At 37.3% G+C, this 18,903-nt stretch carries 17 protein-coding genes; all 17 read right to left on the bottom strand.

What is annotated here, in order from left to right; all coding sequences use genetic code 11:
- Positions 1-409: 409 nt before the first annotated feature.
- The gene (gene rpoC, locus ACHWSC_RS01495; RefSeq protein WP_070566328.1) at positions 410-4,687 is read right to left on the bottom strand and encodes a DNA-directed RNA polymerase subunit beta'; all 4,278 of its coding nucleotides are present in this window, start codon (positions 4,685-4,687) and stop codon (positions 410-412) included.
- 71 nt (positions 4,688-4,758) lie between these two features.
- Positions 4,759-8,568 (bottom strand): DNA-directed RNA polymerase subunit beta, encoded by a 3,810-nt coding sequence (gene rpoB, locus ACHWSC_RS01490; RefSeq protein ID WP_394675555.1) that lies wholly within the window; start codon positions 8,566-8,568, stop codon positions 4,759-4,761.
- 168 nt (positions 8,569-8,736) lie between these two features.
- Entirely contained in the window at positions 8,737-9,114 is a 378-nt protein-coding gene (gene rplL, locus ACHWSC_RS01485; protein WP_002992785.1) for a 50S ribosomal protein L7/L12, read from the bottom strand.
- Positions 9,115-9,192: 78 nt separating this feature from the next.
- Positions 9,193-9,711: a 50S ribosomal protein L10 gene (rplJ, locus tag ACHWSC_RS01480; protein WP_046672239.1), complete on the bottom strand. Its 519-nt coding sequence runs from the start codon at positions 9,709-9,711 to the stop codon at positions 9,193-9,195.
- A gap of 2 nt (positions 9,712-9,713) precedes the next feature.
- Positions 9,714-10,412, bottom strand: coding sequence for a 50S ribosomal protein L1 (gene rplA / locus ACHWSC_RS01475; RefSeq protein WP_046672240.1), 699 nt, complete (start codon positions 10,410-10,412; stop codon positions 9,714-9,716).
- Between the two features lie 22 nt (positions 10,413-10,434).
- Complete coding sequence (rplK, locus tag ACHWSC_RS01470) at positions 10,435-10,878, bottom strand: 50S ribosomal protein L11 (protein WP_070566323.1); 444 nt, start codon at positions 10,876-10,878, stop codon at positions 10,435-10,437.
- A 354-nt stretch (positions 10,879-11,232) separates the two neighbouring features.
- Positions 11,233-12,345, bottom strand: a complete 1,113-nt coding sequence (locus ACHWSC_RS01465) for a hypothetical protein (RefSeq protein ID WP_394675554.1) — start codon at positions 12,343-12,345, stop codon at positions 11,233-11,235.
- A 296-nt stretch (positions 12,346-12,641) separates the two neighbouring features.
- A complete protein-coding gene (locus tag ACHWSC_RS01460) occupies positions 12,642-13,748 on the bottom strand; it encodes a hypothetical protein (protein ID WP_394675553.1) in 1,107 nt (368 codons plus the stop codon).
- A gap of 69 nt (positions 13,749-13,817) precedes the next feature.
- The gene (locus tag ACHWSC_RS01455; RefSeq protein WP_394675552.1) at positions 13,818-14,075 is read right to left on the bottom strand and encodes a TraB/GumN family protein; all 258 of its coding nucleotides are present in this window, start codon (positions 14,073-14,075) and stop codon (positions 13,818-13,820) included.
- A gap of 135 nt (positions 14,076-14,210) precedes the next feature.
- Entirely contained in the window at positions 14,211-14,636 is a 426-nt protein-coding gene (locus ACHWSC_RS01450) for a CPBP family intramembrane glutamic endopeptidase (RefSeq protein WP_070566315.1), read from the bottom strand.
- Between the two features lie 231 nt (positions 14,637-14,867).
- A complete protein-coding gene (locus ACHWSC_RS01445) occupies positions 14,868-15,038 on the bottom strand; it encodes a DUF3267 domain-containing protein (protein ID WP_368072491.1) in 171 nt (56 codons plus the stop codon).
- A gap of 194 nt (positions 15,039-15,232) precedes the next feature.
- Positions 15,233-16,081: a TraB/GumN family protein gene (locus tag ACHWSC_RS01440; RefSeq protein ID WP_158638949.1), complete on the bottom strand. Its 849-nt coding sequence runs from the start codon at positions 16,079-16,081 to the stop codon at positions 15,233-15,235.
- A gap of 297 nt (positions 16,082-16,378) precedes the next feature.
- Entirely contained in the window at positions 16,379-16,984 is a 606-nt protein-coding gene (locus tag ACHWSC_RS01435) for a DUF3267 domain-containing protein (RefSeq protein WP_070566313.1), read from the bottom strand.
- 468 nt (positions 16,985-17,452) lie between these two features.
- On the bottom strand, positions 17,453-18,046 hold the full coding sequence (locus tag ACHWSC_RS01430) for a CPBP family intramembrane glutamic endopeptidase (protein ID WP_070566311.1): 594 nt from the start codon (positions 18,044-18,046) through the stop codon (positions 17,453-17,455).
- Between the two features lie 80 nt (positions 18,047-18,126).
- Positions 18,127-18,291: a hypothetical protein gene (locus ACHWSC_RS01425; protein ID WP_157625908.1), complete on the bottom strand. Its 165-nt coding sequence runs from the start codon at positions 18,289-18,291 to the stop codon at positions 18,127-18,129.
- A 12-nt stretch (positions 18,292-18,303) separates the two neighbouring features.
- Positions 18,304-18,480 carry a hypothetical protein gene (locus ACHWSC_RS01420; RefSeq protein WP_175441997.1) on the bottom strand — a complete coding sequence of 59 codons (177 nt, stop codon included), beginning with the start codon at positions 18,478-18,480 and terminating at the stop codon, positions 18,304-18,306.
- A 90-nt stretch (positions 18,481-18,570) separates the two neighbouring features.
- Positions 18,571-18,903, bottom strand: coding sequence for a hypothetical protein (locus ACHWSC_RS01415; protein ID WP_070566309.1), 333 nt, complete (start codon positions 18,901-18,903; stop codon positions 18,571-18,573).

The raw sequence follows: 18,903 nt of genomic DNA, 5'->3' as shown, positions 1-18,903 counted from the left end.
TTAAATCCTGTCAGGCTTCTCTTAAACCCTTCTTTTTTCATGGTTCCCTCTTTCGAGGTAACCGTCCCTCCCTTGCGGAGTGGTGCAAAGATAGGGAGTTTACTAACAAACTTCCAAGCCTTTTGTTTATTATTTTTTAATATTAAGGTTAACTAACTGTAACATTGGACGATTCATTTAAGATAGATATGCTTTAAACCGTCTTATCAGGTAAAATTAACCAATTAAACGGCCCAGCTGCTTGCTATAAATTTCAGTTCGCCCCTTTCCTTAACAAGCAATTTCACCGCTAAAAGAGCAAGCTAAATATATTTTACGACCTTCTTCAATATCATATAAGGTCGCTATAGAAACAAAAAAGGTCCAGACGAATGTCTGGACCTTCCTATATAAAATAATCGAGTAACGATTAATCTTCTTCTTTCGAAGCCAACAATTGATCGTACTCCTCGCGAGAGCCCACGATTAAATTGCTGTATTGACGGATACCTGTACCAGAAGGGATCAAGTGACCAACAATTACGTTTTCTTTCAAACCTAATAAGTTATCACGTTTACCTGCGATAGCAGCCTCGTTCAACACTTTTGTAGTCTCTTGGAAAGAGGCAGCAGAGATGAACGATTTCGTACCCAATGACGCTCTGGTAATACCTTGCAACAATGGACTTGAAGTCGCCGGAATTGCTTCACGAACTTCAACAAGTTTTAAGTCACGACGTTTCAGACTAGAGTTCTCTTCTCTCAACTTACGTAAAGAAACAATTTGTCCCGGACGTAAATTATTGGAGTCTCCTGCATCAACAACAACTTTCTTGTCAAACAAGGAATCATTTTCCTCCATGAAATCCCATTTGTTAACGGCTTCCTTTTCTAAGAAACGAGTATCTCCTGGATCTTCGATGTTAACTTTTTGCATCATTTGGTGAACGATCGTCTCGAAGTGTTTATCGTTGATCTTCACACCTTGCAGACGGTATACCTCTTGGATACCATTCACAATGTAATGTTGCACCGCTGATGGACCTTTGATCGACAAGATATCCGCAGGAGAGATCGAACCATCTGATAATGGCATACCAGCTTTCACAAAGTCATTATCCTGAACAAGGATATGTTTAGAAAGAGGTACCAAGTATTTCTTGATTTGACCATCACGAGACTCGATAGACATCTCACGGTTACCACGTTTCACACCACCCAATGTTACCACACCGTCGATTTCTGTTACTACAGCAGGGTTAGAAGGGTTACGTGCTTCGAATAACTCCGTTACACGTGGTAGACCACCTGTGATATCTCGCGTTTTACCTGTAGAACGAGGGATTTTAACGAGGATACCACCTTCTTTCACTGTTACACCATTAGCAACTGCAACGTGGGCGCCTACCGGGATATTGTAGGTACGAATAACCTCTCCCGATTTATCAAGAATCTTGATGGATGGGTTTTTCGTTTTATCACGTGTTTCAATAATTACCTTCTCTTTGTGACCAGTTTGCTCATCTGACTCTTCACGGAAGGTAACACCTTCGATAATTGCGTCAAATTCAACTTTACCAGCAAATTCAGAAATAATTACTGCATTATATGGATCCCATTCGACCAATTTATCGCCTTTAGCTACTGTACCGCCATCCTCAACGAACAACTGTGAACCATAAGGGATATTTTGTTGGAATACGATTTTATTATGTGCATCAATGATCTTAACCTCACCAGAACGTCCTAAGACTACCTGATGTGTGCCATTATCGTTTGTTTGCGAAACAGTACGTACGTTTTCAAATTCGATTTTACCATCGTATTTAGAAATGATACTTGAATCAGCAGCAATGTTCGATGCCGTACCACCCACGTGGAATGTACGAAGTGTCAACTGTGTACCTGGCTCACCAATTGATTGAGCGGCGATAACACCCACAGCTTCCCCTAACTGAACACGCTTACCTGACGCCAAGTTACGTCCGTAACAACAAGCACAAACACCACGCTTAGACTCACAAGTTAATACCGTACGAATCTCAATTCCTTCGATACCTGCTTTTTCGATAGTTTCGGCAATTTCCTCAGTGATATCTTCATTTGCAGAAACGATCAATTCGTCAGTATCCGGATGAAGAACATCATGCAATGGTGTACGACCCAAAATACGATCGAACAATGGCTCAACAACATCATCATTATCTTTTAATGCTGTTGTATAAATACCACGTAAACCACCACAATCTTGTTCCACAACGATCATATCTTGCGCTACGTCATGTAAACGACGAGTCAAGTAACCCGCATCCGCTGTTTTCAATGCCGTATCGGCAAGACCTTTACGCGCACCGTGGGTAGAGATAAAGTACTCCAATACGGACAAACCTTCTTTAAAGTTTGACAAGATCGGGTTTTCGATAATCTCACCACCAGAAGTACCTGATTTTTGAGGTTTCGCCATCAAACCACGCATACCACATAACTGACGGATCTGTTCTTTCGAACCACGGGCTCCAGAATCCAACATCATGTAAACTGAGTTGAAACCTTGGTTATCATTCGAAAGAATATCCATAACGTGTGCCGTCAATCTGTTGTTGATACGCGTCCAGATATCGATGATTTGGTTGTAACGTTCGTTGTTTGTAATGAAACCCATGTTATAGTTATTCATTACTTCTTCAACCTCGTTAGTTGCTTGTTGAATCAATTCAGCTTTCGCAGCAGGAATGTTCAAATCTTCCAAGTTGAACGAAAGACCACCTTTGAAGGCTGTTTGATATCCCAATTCTTTCATATCATCCAAGAACTGTGCTGCACGGGCCATACCCGTAGTCTTCACAATTTCACCGATGATATTACGCAAAGATTTTTTCGTAAGCAATTCATTGACAAATCCCATTTCGTCAGGAACAACTTGGTTGAAGATCACACGACCTACAGTTGTTTCTAATAAGGTATCAACGATGCTACCATCTTTTTGTCTAACTTTTGTTTTTACTTTAATCCAAGCATGAAGGTCAATTTGCTTCTCATTTAAAGCGATGATAACCTCTTCAGCCGAATAGAAAGTCATATCTTGACCTCTTACGATGTGATCGCCAGCAGTTCTACGGCCTTTAGTAATATAGTAAAGACCCAATACCATGTCTTGAGATGGTACTGTGATTGGAGAACCATTCGCAGGGTTTAAGATATTGTGCGCGCCTAACATTAAGATTTGGGCTTCCAAAACTGCAGCATTACCAAGCGGTAAGTGGACTGCCATCTGGTCACCGTCAAAATCGGCGTTGAACGCTGTACACACTAATGGGTGTAATTGAATAGCTTTACCCTCTACTAATGTAGGTTGGAAAGCCTGAATACCCAAACGGTGAAGCGTAGGTGCACGGTTTAGCAATACAGGGTGACCTTTCAATACATTTTCAAGGATATCCCATACCACAGGATCTTTACGATCAACGATTTTCTTAGCTGATTTTACTGTTTTTACAATACCACGCTCGATCATCTTACGGATGATAAACGGTTTGTAAAGTTCTGCAGCCATATCTTTAGGAAGACCACACTCGTGTAATTTCAAGTGAGGACCTACAACAATTACCGAACGAGCCGAATAATCCACACGCTTACCTAACAAGTTTTGACGGAAACGACCTTGTTTACCTTTCAAAATATCAGATAAAGACTTCAATGCACGGTTACCTTCTGTCTTAACTGCGTTCACTTTACGTGAGTTGTCAAACAAAGAGTCTACCGCTTCTTGAAGCATACGTTTTTCGTTACGTAAGATTACTTCAGGAGCCTTGATTTCGATCAAACGTTTTAGACGGTTGTTACGGATAATCACACGACGATATAAGTCATTCAAATCCGAAGTCGCAAAACGACCACCATCCAAAGGCACTAAAGGACGCAATTCAGGTGGAATGATTGGAACGATTTTCACAATCATCCATTCTGGACGATTCTCGATATTTTCACGTGAACTACGGAAAGCTTCAACCACATGAAGGCGTTTTAACGCTTCATTTTTACGTTGTTGAGAAGTTTCGTTAGCAGCTTGGTGACGTAAATCGTATGACAATTGATCCAAATCAATACGTTTCAACAAATCTTCTAACGCCTCAGCACCCATCTTGGCAACGAATTTTTGAGGATCGTTATCGTCTAAATATTGATTTTCTTTTGGTAAGGTATCTAAAATATCTAAATATTCTTCTTCAGTCAAGAAGTCCATAAAGTTGATACCATCTTCTTCCTTAATACCAGCTTGGATAACCACATAACGTTCGTAGTAAATGATCATATCCAATTTCTTGGTAGGAAGTCCCAATAAATAACCAATTTTATTAGGAAGAGAACGGAAGTACCAGATGTGTGCAACAGGAACAACCAAATTGATGTGTCCCATACGCTCACGACGTACTTTTTTCTCAGTTACTTCAACACCACAACGGTCACATACGATACCTTTATAACGGATACGTTTGTATTTACCACAGTGACATTCGTAGTCCTTCACAGGACCAAAAATGCGCTCACAGAATAAACCGTCACGTTCTGGTTTGTAGGTACGATAGTTAATCGTTTCCGGTTTTGTAACTTCACCACTTGAGCGTTCCAAAATAGTTTCTGGAGAAGCCAAGCTGATCGTAATCGAAGTGAAGTTGCTTTTAATTTTATTATCTTTTTTGTAAGACATACTTATTCAAAAGTTAAAGCTTTATAAAGAAGCTTTGAAGGACTGAGCCCTTCAAAGCCCTATTTGCTTAATTAATCCAATGTGATATCTAGACCCAATCCACGTAACTCATGTACCAATACGTTGAACGATTCTGGTACCGATGGTGTCGGAAGGTTGTTACCTTTTACGATTGCCTCGTAAGTTTTGGCACGACCAACCACGTCATCCGATTTCACAGTCAAGATTTCTTGAAGGATGTTAGACGCACCGAATGCTTCCAATGCCCAAACCTCCATCTCACCGAAACGTTGACCACCGAATTGCGCTTTACCACCCAGAGGTTGTTGTGTGATCAATGAGTACGGACCGATTGAACGTGCGTGCATTTTATCATCAACCATGTGACCTAATTTCAACATGTAAATTACACCCACTGTCGTCGGTTGATCGAAACGGTCACCTGTCAATCCGTTGTACAAATATGTACGTCCAGATTTTGGTAGGCCAGCTTTCGCAACCCAATCTTGTACTTGATCCATTTCAGCACCATCAAAGATAGGTGTAGCAAATTTCACACCCAATTTTTGACCTGCCCAACCCAATACGGTTTCGTAGATCTGTCCCAAGTTCATCCGTGAAGGTACCCCTAGTGGGTTCAACACGATATCAACTGGTGTTCCATCTTCTAAGAATGGCATATCCTCATCACGTACGATACGTGCAACGATACCTTTGTTACCGTGACGACCGGCCATCTTATCCCCTACTTTCAACTTACGTTTTTTAGCAACGTAAACTTTAGCCATCTGCACAATTCCTGATGGAAGTTCATCACCGACAGATACTGCGAATTTATCACGTTTGAATGAACCTAACTCTTCATTAATCTTGATATTGTAATTATGAAGGGCCATTTTGATCAACTCGTTTTTATCTTCGTCAGTTGTCCATCCCATTGGGTTGATGTTGTTGTAATCTAATTCAGCCAGGATTTTTTGCGTAAACTTAGCCCCCTTAGCAACCAACAACTCTTTATAGACATTGTATACCCCTTGGCTTGTTTTACCATTCACTACAGTAAATAATTTTTCAACCAAACGATCTTTCAATGATTTAACTGCTCTATCGTGAGCAACCTCTAGTTTCTCTAAAGTTTTACGTTCAACCTCTTTAGACATTTTCTTCGCACGCGAGAATAACTTCGTATCGATAACAACACCTTTTAATGATGGTGGAGTTTTCAATGAAGCATCTTTCACGTCACCAGCTTTGTCACCAAAGATTGCACGTAATAATTTCTCTTCTGGAGAAGGATCCGACTCACCTTTAGGTGTGATTTTACCAATTAAGATATCACCACCACCAACTTCAGCACCGATACGGATAATACCGTTTTCGTCTAAGTCTTTTGTCGCTTCTTCAGATACGTTAGGAATATCAGCTGTTAACTCTTCTTCACCACGTTTTGTATCACGAACTTCAAGTTCGAATTCTTCAATGTGAAGAGAAGTAAACCAGTCTTCTTTCGCTACACGCTCAGAAATTACGATCGCATCCTCAAAGTTATATCCTTGCCAAGGCATGAACGCTACTTTCAAGTTACGACCTAATGCCAATTCACCATTTTCAGTTGCATAACCTTCACATAATACTTGTCCTGGTTCAACTCGTTGACCTTTCTTAACGATAGGCTTCAAGTTCATACATGTATTTTGGTTGGTTTTCTTGAATTTGATCAATTTATACGTTTTGACATCATCATCGAATGATACAAGACGATCATCGTCGTTTCTGTCGTAACGGATTTTGATTTCATCAGCATCTACATATTCTACTACACCATGACCTTCCGCATTGATCAATGTACGTGAATCTTTCGCTACACGACCTTCTAGACCAGTACCTACGATAGGAGCTTGTGGACGCAATACAGGCACAGCCTGACGTTGCATGTTCGATCCCATCAATGCACGGTTGGCATCATCATGTTCCAAGAAAGGAATTAATGAAGCCGCAATAGATGTAATTTGGTTTGGAGCAACGTCCATATAATCAAGCATATTAGGCTCGATAATTGGGAAGTCACCCTCATATCTGGCTTTCACTTTCGCATCTTCGAAATTACCTTTGTCATCATACAAAGCATTCGCTTGTGCGATTGTTTTACCATCTTCATCCTCAGCAGATAAATATACGACTGGCTCGTCAACCACAACAACCCCTTCTTTTACCTTACGGTAAGGAGTCTCGATAAATCCTAGGTGGTTAATTTTCGCATGTACAGCCAATGAGGAGATCAAACCGATGTTTGGACCCTCAGGAGTTTCAATTGTACAAAGACGACCGTAGTGTGTATAGTGAACGTCACGAACCTCGAAACCTGCACGCTCACGAGAAAGACCACCTGGACCTAAAGCTGACAAACGACGCTTGTGCGTAATTTCAGCAAGAGGGTTAGTTTGGTCCATGAACTGAGACAACTGGTTTGTACCAAAGAACGAATTGATTACGGACGAAAGTGTACGTGCATTAATCAAATCGGTTGGCGTAAACACCTCATTATCGCGGATGTTCATACGCTCACGGATTGTACGAGCCATACGAGATAGACCGACACCAAATTGAGCATATAATTGTTCACCTACAGTACGTACACGACGGTTTGACAAGTGGTCAATATCATCTACTTCCGCTTTAGAGTTGATCAAATTGATCAAATACTTCACAATCGCAATGATATCCTCACGGGTTAATACTTTCGTATCATCCGGAGTTCCCAACTTCAACTTACGATTGATACGGTAACGACCTACATCACCTAAATCGTAACGTTTATCAGAGAAGAATAAACGATCGATGATACCACGAGCAGTTTCCTCATCTGGTGGTTCAGCGTTACGCAATTGACGATAGATATGTTCTACCGCTTCTTTTTCTGAGTTGGACGTATCTTTTTGTAAAGTGTTATATATAATAGAATAGTCCGCATTGTTTGACTCATCATCTTTCGCTAAGATAATAGACTTAACGCCAGCTTCGATAATCAAATCAATGTGATCTTCTTCTAGAACAGTTTCACGCTCAAGGATAATTTCGTTACGATCGATAGATACAACTTCACCCGTATCCTCATCCACGAAATCTTCTACCCATTTTTTCAATACCCTAGCCGCAAGACGACGACCAACATATTTTTTAAGACCAGATTTACTAACTTTTACTTCATCCGCTAAATCGAACAATTCTAAGATATCTTTATCCGAATCGTAACCGATAGCACGCAATAAGGTCGTAACTGGGAATTTCTTTTTACGGTCGATGTACGCATACATGACGTTATTTACGTCAGTTGCAAATTCGATCCAAGATCCTTTGAAAGGAATTACCCTTGCAGAATAAAGTTTAGTACCATTTGTGTGTCTACTTTGACCAAAGAAAACGCCTGGTGAACGGTGTAATTGCGATACGATGACACGCTCTGCACCATTTACCACGAAAGTACCTTTAGGAGTCATATAAGGGATAGTCCCTAAATATACATCCTGAACAATAGTTTCGAAATCTTCGTGTTCTTCATCATTACAAGATAACTTTAACTTAGCCTTTAAAGGAACGCTATAAGTCAAGCCGCGCTCGATACACTCTTGGATATCATAACGTGGTGGATCAATGAAATAATCCAAAAACTCTAGCACAAAAATGTTTCTTGAATCAGAAATAGGGAAGTTTTCCGAGAATACCTTGAACAGCCCTTCCTGATGGCGGTTGTCAGAAGTAGTTTCTAATTGAAAAAACTCCTTGAAAGATTCCAATTGCACATCTAAGAAATCTGGATATTCCAATACTTTCTTACTTGTCGCAAAGTTTATTCTTTCTTGTTGAATATTATTGTTTGCCAAGGGAATATGAATTTTAGTTTTAAAAAAACTGCGCTTACACTTATGCTGTAAACCACCTTTCCACTGTGCCCAGCATATACACAGCATAGTGGCGTATTGATATAAATAGGAATAGACTCTGACGAAAAATCGTCAGAGTCTAAACCTTTTCGGGCTAATTAGTTGAGATTATTTAATCTCAACAACAGCACCAGCTTCTTCTAATTGTTTTTTCAAAGCTTCTGCTTCGTCTTTAGATACACCAGCTTTTAATTCTTTAGGTGCTCCGTCAACTAAATCTTTAGCTTCTTTCAAGCCTAATCCAGCTAAATCTTTAACCAATTTAACTACAGCTAATTTTTGACCACCAGCTTCTTTCAAGATAACGTCAAATGAAGTTTTCTCTTCTGCAGCAGCAGCACCACCTTCAGCTGGAGCAGCAGCTACAGCAACAGCAGCAGCAGCAGGCTCGATGCCATACTCGTCTTTTAAGATATCAGCTAATTCTTTAACTTCTTTTACTGTTAAGTTAACTAACTGTTCAGCAAGTTGTTTTAAATCTGCCATTTTATTTTGAATTTTTGAATGTACTTTATAAAAATTGTTAATTAAATTGTAACGAATGTTTCTGTTCTAGAGGATTCGTTAACCTCTTTCTTCTAAAGCTTTTACTAAACCTGCAACAGTATTTCCTCCTGATTGAAGAGCTGAAATAACATTTTTCGCAGGAGATTCCAAGGCTGCGATAACGTCCGCAATAAGTTCGTTTTTAGATTTAAGATTAACTAATGCAGTTAATTGATTATCTCCAACGAATGCAGTTGCTTCAATGAAAGCCGCTTTTAACAACGGTTTTTCACCTGATTTACGCAATTCTTTGATTAATTTCGCAGGCGCATTAGCGACTTCTGAAAACATCATTGTAGACGCTCCTTTAAGCGTTCCAAAGATTTCTTCTTCATCAACACCAGCTTCGATTAATGCTTTCTTGATTAAAGTGTTTTTTACAGCTTTAATCTCGATGCCTTGTTCAAAACATTTACGACGAATGTTATTCACTTTTTCAACTGACAACTCAGCAGTATCGGTAATGTAGAAGTTACCGTAAGATTTAATCTGTTCGGCCAAAGCTAGAACAATTTCTTGTTTTTCTTCTTTTCTCATGATTAAATACCTGCTACTGATTTAGTCTCAATATGAATACCAGGACTCATAGTTGAGGAAATGTGAATACTTTTAAAGTAAGTTCCTTTAGCTGCAGATGGTTTCAAACGAGCTAGAGTTTGTAATACCTCTAGTGCGTTATCATATATCTTATCTGCATCGAACGACGCTTTACCAATAGAAGTATGGATGATACCGGTTTTGTCAACTTTGAAATCGATCTTACCACCTTTTACATCTGTTACAGCTTTACCAACTTCTGTTGTAACTGTACCAGTTTTAGGGTTAGGCATCAAGTTTCTTGGACCTAAAATACGACCCAATTTACCAACTTTAGCCATAACACTAGGCATAGTAATAATGATATCAACGTCAGTCCAACCACCTTCAATTTTGCTGATGTAATCATCTAAACCTACGTAGTCTGCACCTGCCGCTTTAGCTTCTTCTTCCTTATCAGGAGTACATAAAACTAAAACACGAACAGTTTTACCAGTACCGTGAGGTAATGTTGCAATACCACGAACCATTTGATTTGCTTTACGAGGATCTACGCCCAAACGAACGTCGATATCCACAGAAGCATCAAATTTGGTCAATGAGATTTCTTTAACTAAAGCCGAAGCTTCTTTCAAAGAGTATGCTTTACCAGCTTCAATTTTGGATAGTGCCGCTTTTTGATTTTTTGTTAATCTAGCCACTTTTCTTAAATTGATTTCTTAATTAATTGTTCCAAGGAGCATTACCTGATACAGTAATACCCATACTACGTGCTGTACCAGCCACCATTTTCATAGCAGCCTCTACAGTAAATGCATTTAAATCAGGCATTTTATCCTTAGCGATTGTCTCAACTTGTTCCCAAGTGATAGCCGCAACTTTTTTACGGTTAGGCTCGCCAGATCCACTTTTTAATTTCGCAGCGTCTTTCAACTGAACTGCTACCGGTGGAGTCTTGATGATAAAATCGAATGATTTATCAGCGTAAACTGTAATGACAACAGGCAATACTTGACCTGGTTTGTCTTGCGTACGAGCGTTGAACTGCTTACAGAAATCCATGATATTCACACCTTTAGCACCTAATGCAGGTCCTACTGGAGGTGAAGGATTCGCAGCTCCGCCCTTAACTTGTAATTTTACTAACGCACTGACTTCTTTTGCCATTTTGTTTTGAATTTAATTTTGTTAAATGTCTGTTAGTAAGTTGGAAGCAAATAACGTAACATTCATCGGCCAGGACGTAACACCCCAACCGAGGTGCAAAGTTAATAAGAAGATTTGAATCCTGCAAGTATCTAACTTTTAATTTTTCAGGAATTTATACTTTTTTTAAAAAGCTGGCATCCATTCGTTTATTTTTCAAATATATCACCGACCGCCTTATTCACCCCGAGCATAAAAGCCATCAAAACTATTTACCAATACAATAAAAAAAACACTAATAACCAACATATATATCATGTATTTCATCGGGTTAGGTTTCAATTTTTGATAATTCGACCGTAAGCCCCGATAAGGCTACTCTCTAATTTTTAAAATATTTCCCAATTGATCTTTAATCCCTTTAGGCAAAGCGGGGATTCCGTAGCTATCGAGATCATTCCAATAAGTGTTCCGATAATTACTGCTTCCTTTCAGAAATATACTTTTTGCAAATTGCTTTTTGTATTCAGTAAATTGGTCTTTGGTGATATATTCCTTTTCAAGCACATAAAATTCTTCATATGACTCTATCGGAGTATATTCAGCTTGGCTCTTTTTCTTAACGCTAGCAACAGCTGACCTCACGACACTGACCAAATGATCCATTGTTAAATTATCCAGATTTACATTCGCATACGTTTCTATCGTTACGCCACTATGTTGACGCCCCTGTATTTTAAATATCCTCTGATCTATTACAGTCCCCGGCGCTACCCGATTAAGATACACCTGCCCTTTTCCCTCCTTCGAAACTTGTACAAAACCCATGTTTGTACTCCCCTGTTTTATAAACCGCCGACCATTATCCTCCTCCAACCGAAACCCTTTCGGCAACTGATGGGCGATCGAAGTACTTTTTAAATTGATCACGCTTGGGTTATAGGAAAAAAAAGTTCCCATCTTGTCTGCGAGGTCCTGCGTAGCAACTTTATTTTCAAAAATCCGGTACTCTTTCAAAATAAACCGGACCTTTTCTTTCTTATTCTTTAGTGGAATATAATACGCTATTATACCATCGACAAAATATCCCATCTTATTATTAAGTGAAGCAAGGTTCCGAAAATACCCTTTTAAAACAACATAGTCAGTCTTGGTCCGATCACCTATCGCGACTTCATCAATCTTAATTGAGCGGGAAACCATTTTGATCTTGCCCATCGTCTTTACTTCCGAAAAAGGCACCATCAAACTACTATAGGCAACATGCTGAAAAGTTAGATTAACGGTCTTTTCCTGTTTCAACGAATCCAACACAACTTCTCCGGCTATATTTGTTGCACCAAGTAAGCTACCGTTATCCGCATACAGATTGACACCACTTATAGGTTCCTGTGTTAGGCTATCAATGACTTTAATTTGTGCATTGGTCAAAACAGAAATCATCATTAGTATCCCGATAATAAACCCTATTCTTATTTCATATTTCATTTCAGTCCTTTTTATTTGTCTTTTATTAATTATGGATTAACAGTATCCGATAATCTTCTATAATTCTACTTATTTATTTCTAGTTCTATTATACCCTTCATTAAATGCTTCAATAAGAGCGCTACTATTCATGATAACATAAATAATGAAAGTAAGCACCGCTACTACCGCTACAAATTTTAAAAGCTTCTTAATTTCCATAATTATTTAGATTTAAGTACTGTTCCAAAAATAGACATTATGAAATAGTTGTACCACAACCTGTGGTTATATAGCGACAAATTTAACGCGAACTATCAATTAATCAATTGAAGGTTTTCACCAAGTTGTTTTGCCAGTCCATCGTTGATCGCTGGAATATGATAGTCTTCCAACTTCTCCCAAAATCGTATCTTATAATTGCTTTTTTGGGGCGTTGTGTAAATACTCTTCGTCAAGCCCTTTTGATTGGATTTATATTCCTCTTCCGTTATATACCCATTCTCCATGACATAAAATTCATTAAGTATCTCACAAGGGATATGGCCGTATTCCTTTTTGCGTTTTAAAGACGCAACAATATTTTGGTAAAGGGCTGTTAAATTGAAAGGCGTCATGCTGTTTAATTCGGTTGCATTATAATTTTCAATTGTAACCTCGTGAAACGTCTTCGCCTCTAGGCTAAAAAGTTTTTCATTCACTACAGTATCTGGCAACACCTTATCCAAATACAATTGAACATTACTTCGATCAGCATCTGTCGTCAGGTGCCCTACCTCATTTCCTTTTTTCAACAAGCGAATACGGCTAGACGTATCGTTTTCCTTAACGAGATCATTTAATCGATCCGCTAATTTTCTATTATCTATTTCCGTAATCCTAGGAATCTGGAAGAAAGATCGCATTTTTGCATTATAATCCTTAGCGACAATAGAATCTACAAACACACGATAATCAATCAATCTATATTTAGGTTTACCCTTCTTCAACGGAATATAAAACTCTACAATTCCGTCCGAAAAATACTTATACTGATGATCAAATGTCTCTAGGGAGCGGAAATACCCTTTCAATACCACGACTTCTTTTGACTTTGCCGTAACAGTGACTTCTTTTAAGACTTGAGGTCTTGACTCCAAAAAATATAGTTGTTTATCGTCCAGCGATACTAATGAAAAGGTTTTGTTTTCATAGGAGATATGTTGTACCGTAACTGCTAATGGTAGTTTTTGCTTCTTCACTCCATTATCGAGAAACTGAGTTACACCAGTTTTATCTGTAAATCCAATCAATGTCCCTTTTTCATTGTAAATATTTAATGAGGGAATTGGCAACTTATTCTGAGCGCCGACAAACTGTATCTGAGCTTTGCATAATAGCCCGGCTAACAAACAGATCAGAATAAATGTAAATTTTAGTTTCATATGCATAGTCAACCTACTAAAAGGCTACTATATTGGCCATGCCTGTAGCGCAACTCATTATTTTTATACCTATATTTTCATGAGAACGGCTATAAAGCTCACCAATAGATGTAAACCCAATCCATAGATAAAATCAATTACTATCAAGCTATAACCTTTTGCTCTAAGTAACGAGATCAAGCCCTTTTCACGAGAGAGGTGTTTAGCTCCCACGGCAATAAAGCAACCCTGGTCTTTAATCAAATTCGGAATAATCGTTGTCCAGTTTATATTCAGAATTCTGTTAACTTTACTTTGTTCGTAGCATACATCTTTTATAAAGCTCAACTATTTAGACTTCGCTCAAATAGAGCAACATTTTGGCTCCAATCAGAAACACCATTATAAAATGTACAATGTAGCTTATCCCCCATCAATTTCGACTATTTTTTTGGAAATCGATTACTGCACGCCAAAATTTTCTTATCTAAAATATTGATGGATAAAAACCATTAGATTAATAATAGCATGTAGCAATGTGGTATGCCAAAGTCCTGAACCTTTATTCTTAAACTCCATAATAAAAAAGAATAAGACTAAATTTATACCCATCAAAAAAGTATAAATGAAATAATAAGAGCTATATAAATGAGTCAAAGCGAAAAGAAGGGCAGAAATTAAAACTATCCATATTTTTTTCTTTTTAAAAAAAACATATGTAGACAGAAGTTTTACGGGTATAAATTGAAATAGTAATGTCTCAAAAAATGGCCCTAAAATTAGTGCATATATGAATATTTTCAATATACTTTGATCTCGAGTTACCGCATTTGAAACCGATTCAAACTTGAATAAATCAATAAGTATTACGTGACACAAAACATCAATACTCAGATAAGAAACTAGCATAAGAGTATATAAATAAAGCACAGGTAATTTCAACAATCGATTTATATATTTTGACATGTATTTCCTTTTTGATGAAACTGTATGATAAGTCTATATGGATAAACCTTTACAACAGTAAGTTATGAAAGAATAATTTAACCAGCTAAAACGGACAATTTTCACATCGTAAATTGTCCGTTTTTCATTTTAGATAGTGATCTTAAGCGACTTCATAAGTTATAAATTAAAACTTTAAGGCATAACTACACCTAACATATAAGGTCTTACCCGTAACGGTTCTTTGCAATGAGCATATGGGGTGAGCATTTTCCAAATAATTCCAAACTTTATAGATTTGAAACCTTGCTTCGCAAAGGATACGAATACAATACCATGAATCAATTCATTAAGAACGACACCGATAATAATGACAATGCCATAAACCCATCATGCATTCGAAACTTTATTATATAGGCGATCTTTAATTGCCGCCAGCTCTTTCTTTAGATCCCACAATAAATAAAAGGGCACTCCATATAAAACGATGAGACCATCGAAAAACAATAAGCGTATCCTATCAAGGTACTATACTTCCTTTATCTCAAAAAATAACAATCCTAATCAATTGCCGTCAAGCTATAACCTTTTGCTCTAAGTAACGAGATCAAGCCCTTTTCACCAGACAGGTGTCCAGCTCCCACAGCAATAAAGCACCCCTGGTCTTTGATCAAATTCGGAATAATCGTTGTCCAGTTTACATTCCGCCCTGTCAAGAGCTTTTCTTTCTGTTCGACAGACATCCATGTAGGATCCTCAATCAATGCAGTTAATTCTTTGAGGTTTTCATTTTTATAGGCATTGACCATTCTGGCCGTTAGAGCGGGATATTTATCCAACTGCAATACCCAGTCCATAAATAACTTTGGCGTAATCAAGTCTTTCAATAACCCGAATTGATAATCAGCTGTTTCAAGTTCGCCAATTGTTTTACCCTGAGCGGAGGCCAGAGCCGATAGCTCAATTTCATATGATTTCAACTTTGTTGGATCAGGACAATTAAAGCCTTTCATTGAAAATAAGGAAGCCATTGTTACCGGTGAAACATGATCCAATAATTTAATTGAAAGCTGCTGTGCCAACAAGACGCTATCCATTTTACGCACTTCGCTATCGGTAAAGTTTTTAATAAAACTAGGGTCAGGTACGGCAAATGCCTGTAGGACCTCCATATTTTCAGGTTTCGACAGATCCACTTCAAATACGACTTTCTGACTCGAATTAAGCGCATCCAGGCATTTTTGTTTGATCTCAAAATCATCAGGGCACAACATGTGGATCGTACCAAACAGATAGGAATCTTGTTTAAGTCCATTTCCCGAGATTTTCCACAGCATCGAATTCCCCTGCGCAAAACCACTAAAAGTGATTATAAAAAAAAGTAATAGAAGAATAAAGTGTTTTTTCATCCGTTTAAATTTAAGGTTTTTATTTATTTTTGGCCGCATTAAAACCATCTTCAAATCCTCGAATAAATTCGCCGACATTAGATAGCAGATAGACACAAAATGCCAGAATAGCTATTATTACTACAAATAATAAAATTGTTTTAGTTTCCATAAATATTTAGATTTAGTTACTGTCCCAAAAATAAACATTAGGATATATCTATATTACAATGGTGAGGCTAAAGGAAAAATTAGGAAGTTAAGAATTTATCACACAAGTATTTAGACTAGAATCTCAGCTCAAATATCGTTTTGTAATCACAAATCCGCTGGATTAGTAACCTTTTTCAAAATAAAGCAACCTCCCTCAGTAGGATGATCAAGTACCAGGTTATCTTTATTCTCTTTATAAATTAAATTTAAAATCATGAAATCTCCGACTGCCGCACCAGAGAAGAAAATTGCAAAAAATAAAAGTGGTAAATTTCCAGTAAAAATTGAATAAATCGCGGGTAAAAAGCCAACAAGGAGAAAAGGCATAACTACACCTAACATATAAGGTCTTACCCGTAACGGTTCTTTGCAATGAGCATATGGAGTGAGCATTTTCCAAATAATTCCAAACTTTATGGATTTGAAACCTTGCTTCGCAAAGGATGCGAATACAATGCCATGAATCAATTCATGAAGAACGACACCGATAATAATGACAATACCATAAACCCACCATGCATTCGAAGCTTTATTATATAGGCTATCTTTAATTGCCGCCAGCTCTTCCTTTAGATCCCACAGTAAACAAAAAGGTATCCCGTATAAGAGAATGAAAACAGCGAAAAACAACATGCCTATCATGTTAGCTTTAGACATACTAATCAATCTCGGCTCTACAACAAACCCTGGATAATCTATTAATTCATTCATTAATTTTCTCACATTATTCTCATCAACTACTCTTCAATTGCCTATAGCACAAGTCAAAACACCATTACTTTCTTTGAACTAGGGTAGAAAAAGTAATAATGTCTTCAAATTATATTTATAGAAGATGCTTTTCTCCTATAAATTTATACCATAGTTTATTCTTATAGCCTGCGATTCATCATTATTTAGTGGTATTAATTTATATACGGGCTTTATTTTTTTGATTATGTGCAACCATTGCACGGATAAGTAGCAAAATTAGAAAAATTCGATAGCCAAATATAATAATCAAGTTATGACTTTTTACTAACAACATAATTTAAATATCTTAATTTAAAGCCCAATCCAATGGAATAATTCTTATATTCACAACTTTTTAATAATTTCAATATCATGCTACTCTCCCCTTTTTTACTTATTTTGGGCCCATATATAAATAAAATGTTAACATTAATAGAAAACCGAAACCTAATAATTCACGTGTGCATTTCTTTCATATCTGGAAACTGTAAATAAGATAACGCCAAACAAGATACTCCTAATCAGAAGACTTGCAAACCCTCCTTCTATCCCATAATTTCCTCCCAACCAATAATCATTGGTTGGCAAAATAAGACTATATAAACCACTTTTTGTTGTTCCACTCATTGGAAGTGAAAATAACCATTGAATATAATTCCAACCGAAGTGTAATCCAACAGGATAATATATAGATTTCGTATGAATATAAGCATATGCATAAATTATACCACCTAGAAAATGGGAAGCAAATGCTGTGGTCGTAAAATGAGAATTTCCTAGATGACATGCAGCAAATAACACAGCGGAAATTATTACTGATTTTTTCTTATTAAAAAATCTACTCAACCCGCGAATCAAATAATACCGAAAGACAATCTCTTCAAAAAAAGCTGTACAGATACATATTAGAAAGATATTAAATTGATCAGACATGGTAATAGTATTGGAGGCTATATCTAAGCCAAACAATAGAAAAAACACAATCAATATAATACTTGATTGTAAAGTACCAAATATTAAAAGTTTTATTTTTTGTTTCAATAAATCAAAATTAGGACGAACCTAAGTAGTAAAGTACTTAGGTTCTTACGTAAAATAGTTTTTATTTTCAAAGCACTAAATTACCCATGAATTGCTGTAGGGCCACCAATGGATCCATCTAGATCTCTCTGTTGAGCCTGAAAAAATCGACCTAAAACCCAAAAAAAAGCTTCTGTCATACCATCTCCACCGTTTACTTCAATAATCTCAGAATTAGTCAATTCTGTTAGTTCTATTTTGTTCATAAATTTACAAGTTTATAAAGCTTCACCATTTATTCCTCTTTCAAATGCAGCAACGTTTTGTCTCCAATCAGCAACGACATTATATAAAAATGTCCCCAAAGCAGCTTGCCACCATCCCCCATCAATTACTTCCATTTCTTTCGCATCCATTTCCTGAACACCGAAACCTTTTAAATCTAATGTATTCATTTTTTTGATTTATAAAAAATTAGTCCCTACTCTATTGTTAGCCTTTTCGGATTCCTGCTCTATTGATCAACACTACTAAATTACTTTTGCTCAATGCACAAAAAAAGCATTCAGAAAATGATTTGAAATAAAATTATCACCCGCATTTGCTTGTCTCATCTGATTTAAATCCAGCAAATGAATATTTTCCTGCTGAACCTCTACCTTGATTTGGATTGAATAGTCTTTTTCATAGTAATACGTATTAAGCGATCTATCAAAAGTAATTGGAGCACCAATATCTCTAAGATATTCAATAATACGGGCCAATCGTGACACAGAAAGCCCGAGGCGGACTGCTAGTTCTGACTGCGTCCCCGTCCTTCTTTGGCGGATCAACTTGTCCAACAAATTAATCCGATCTATATATTGAAATAGCTTCAT

This window comes from uncultured Sphingobacterium sp., assembly GCF_964277905.1.
GTDB lineage: Bacteria > Bacteroidota > Bacteroidia > Sphingobacteriales > Sphingobacteriaceae > Sphingobacterium > Sphingobacterium siyangense.
This window is presented reverse-complemented; position numbering and strand designations above follow the sequence as displayed.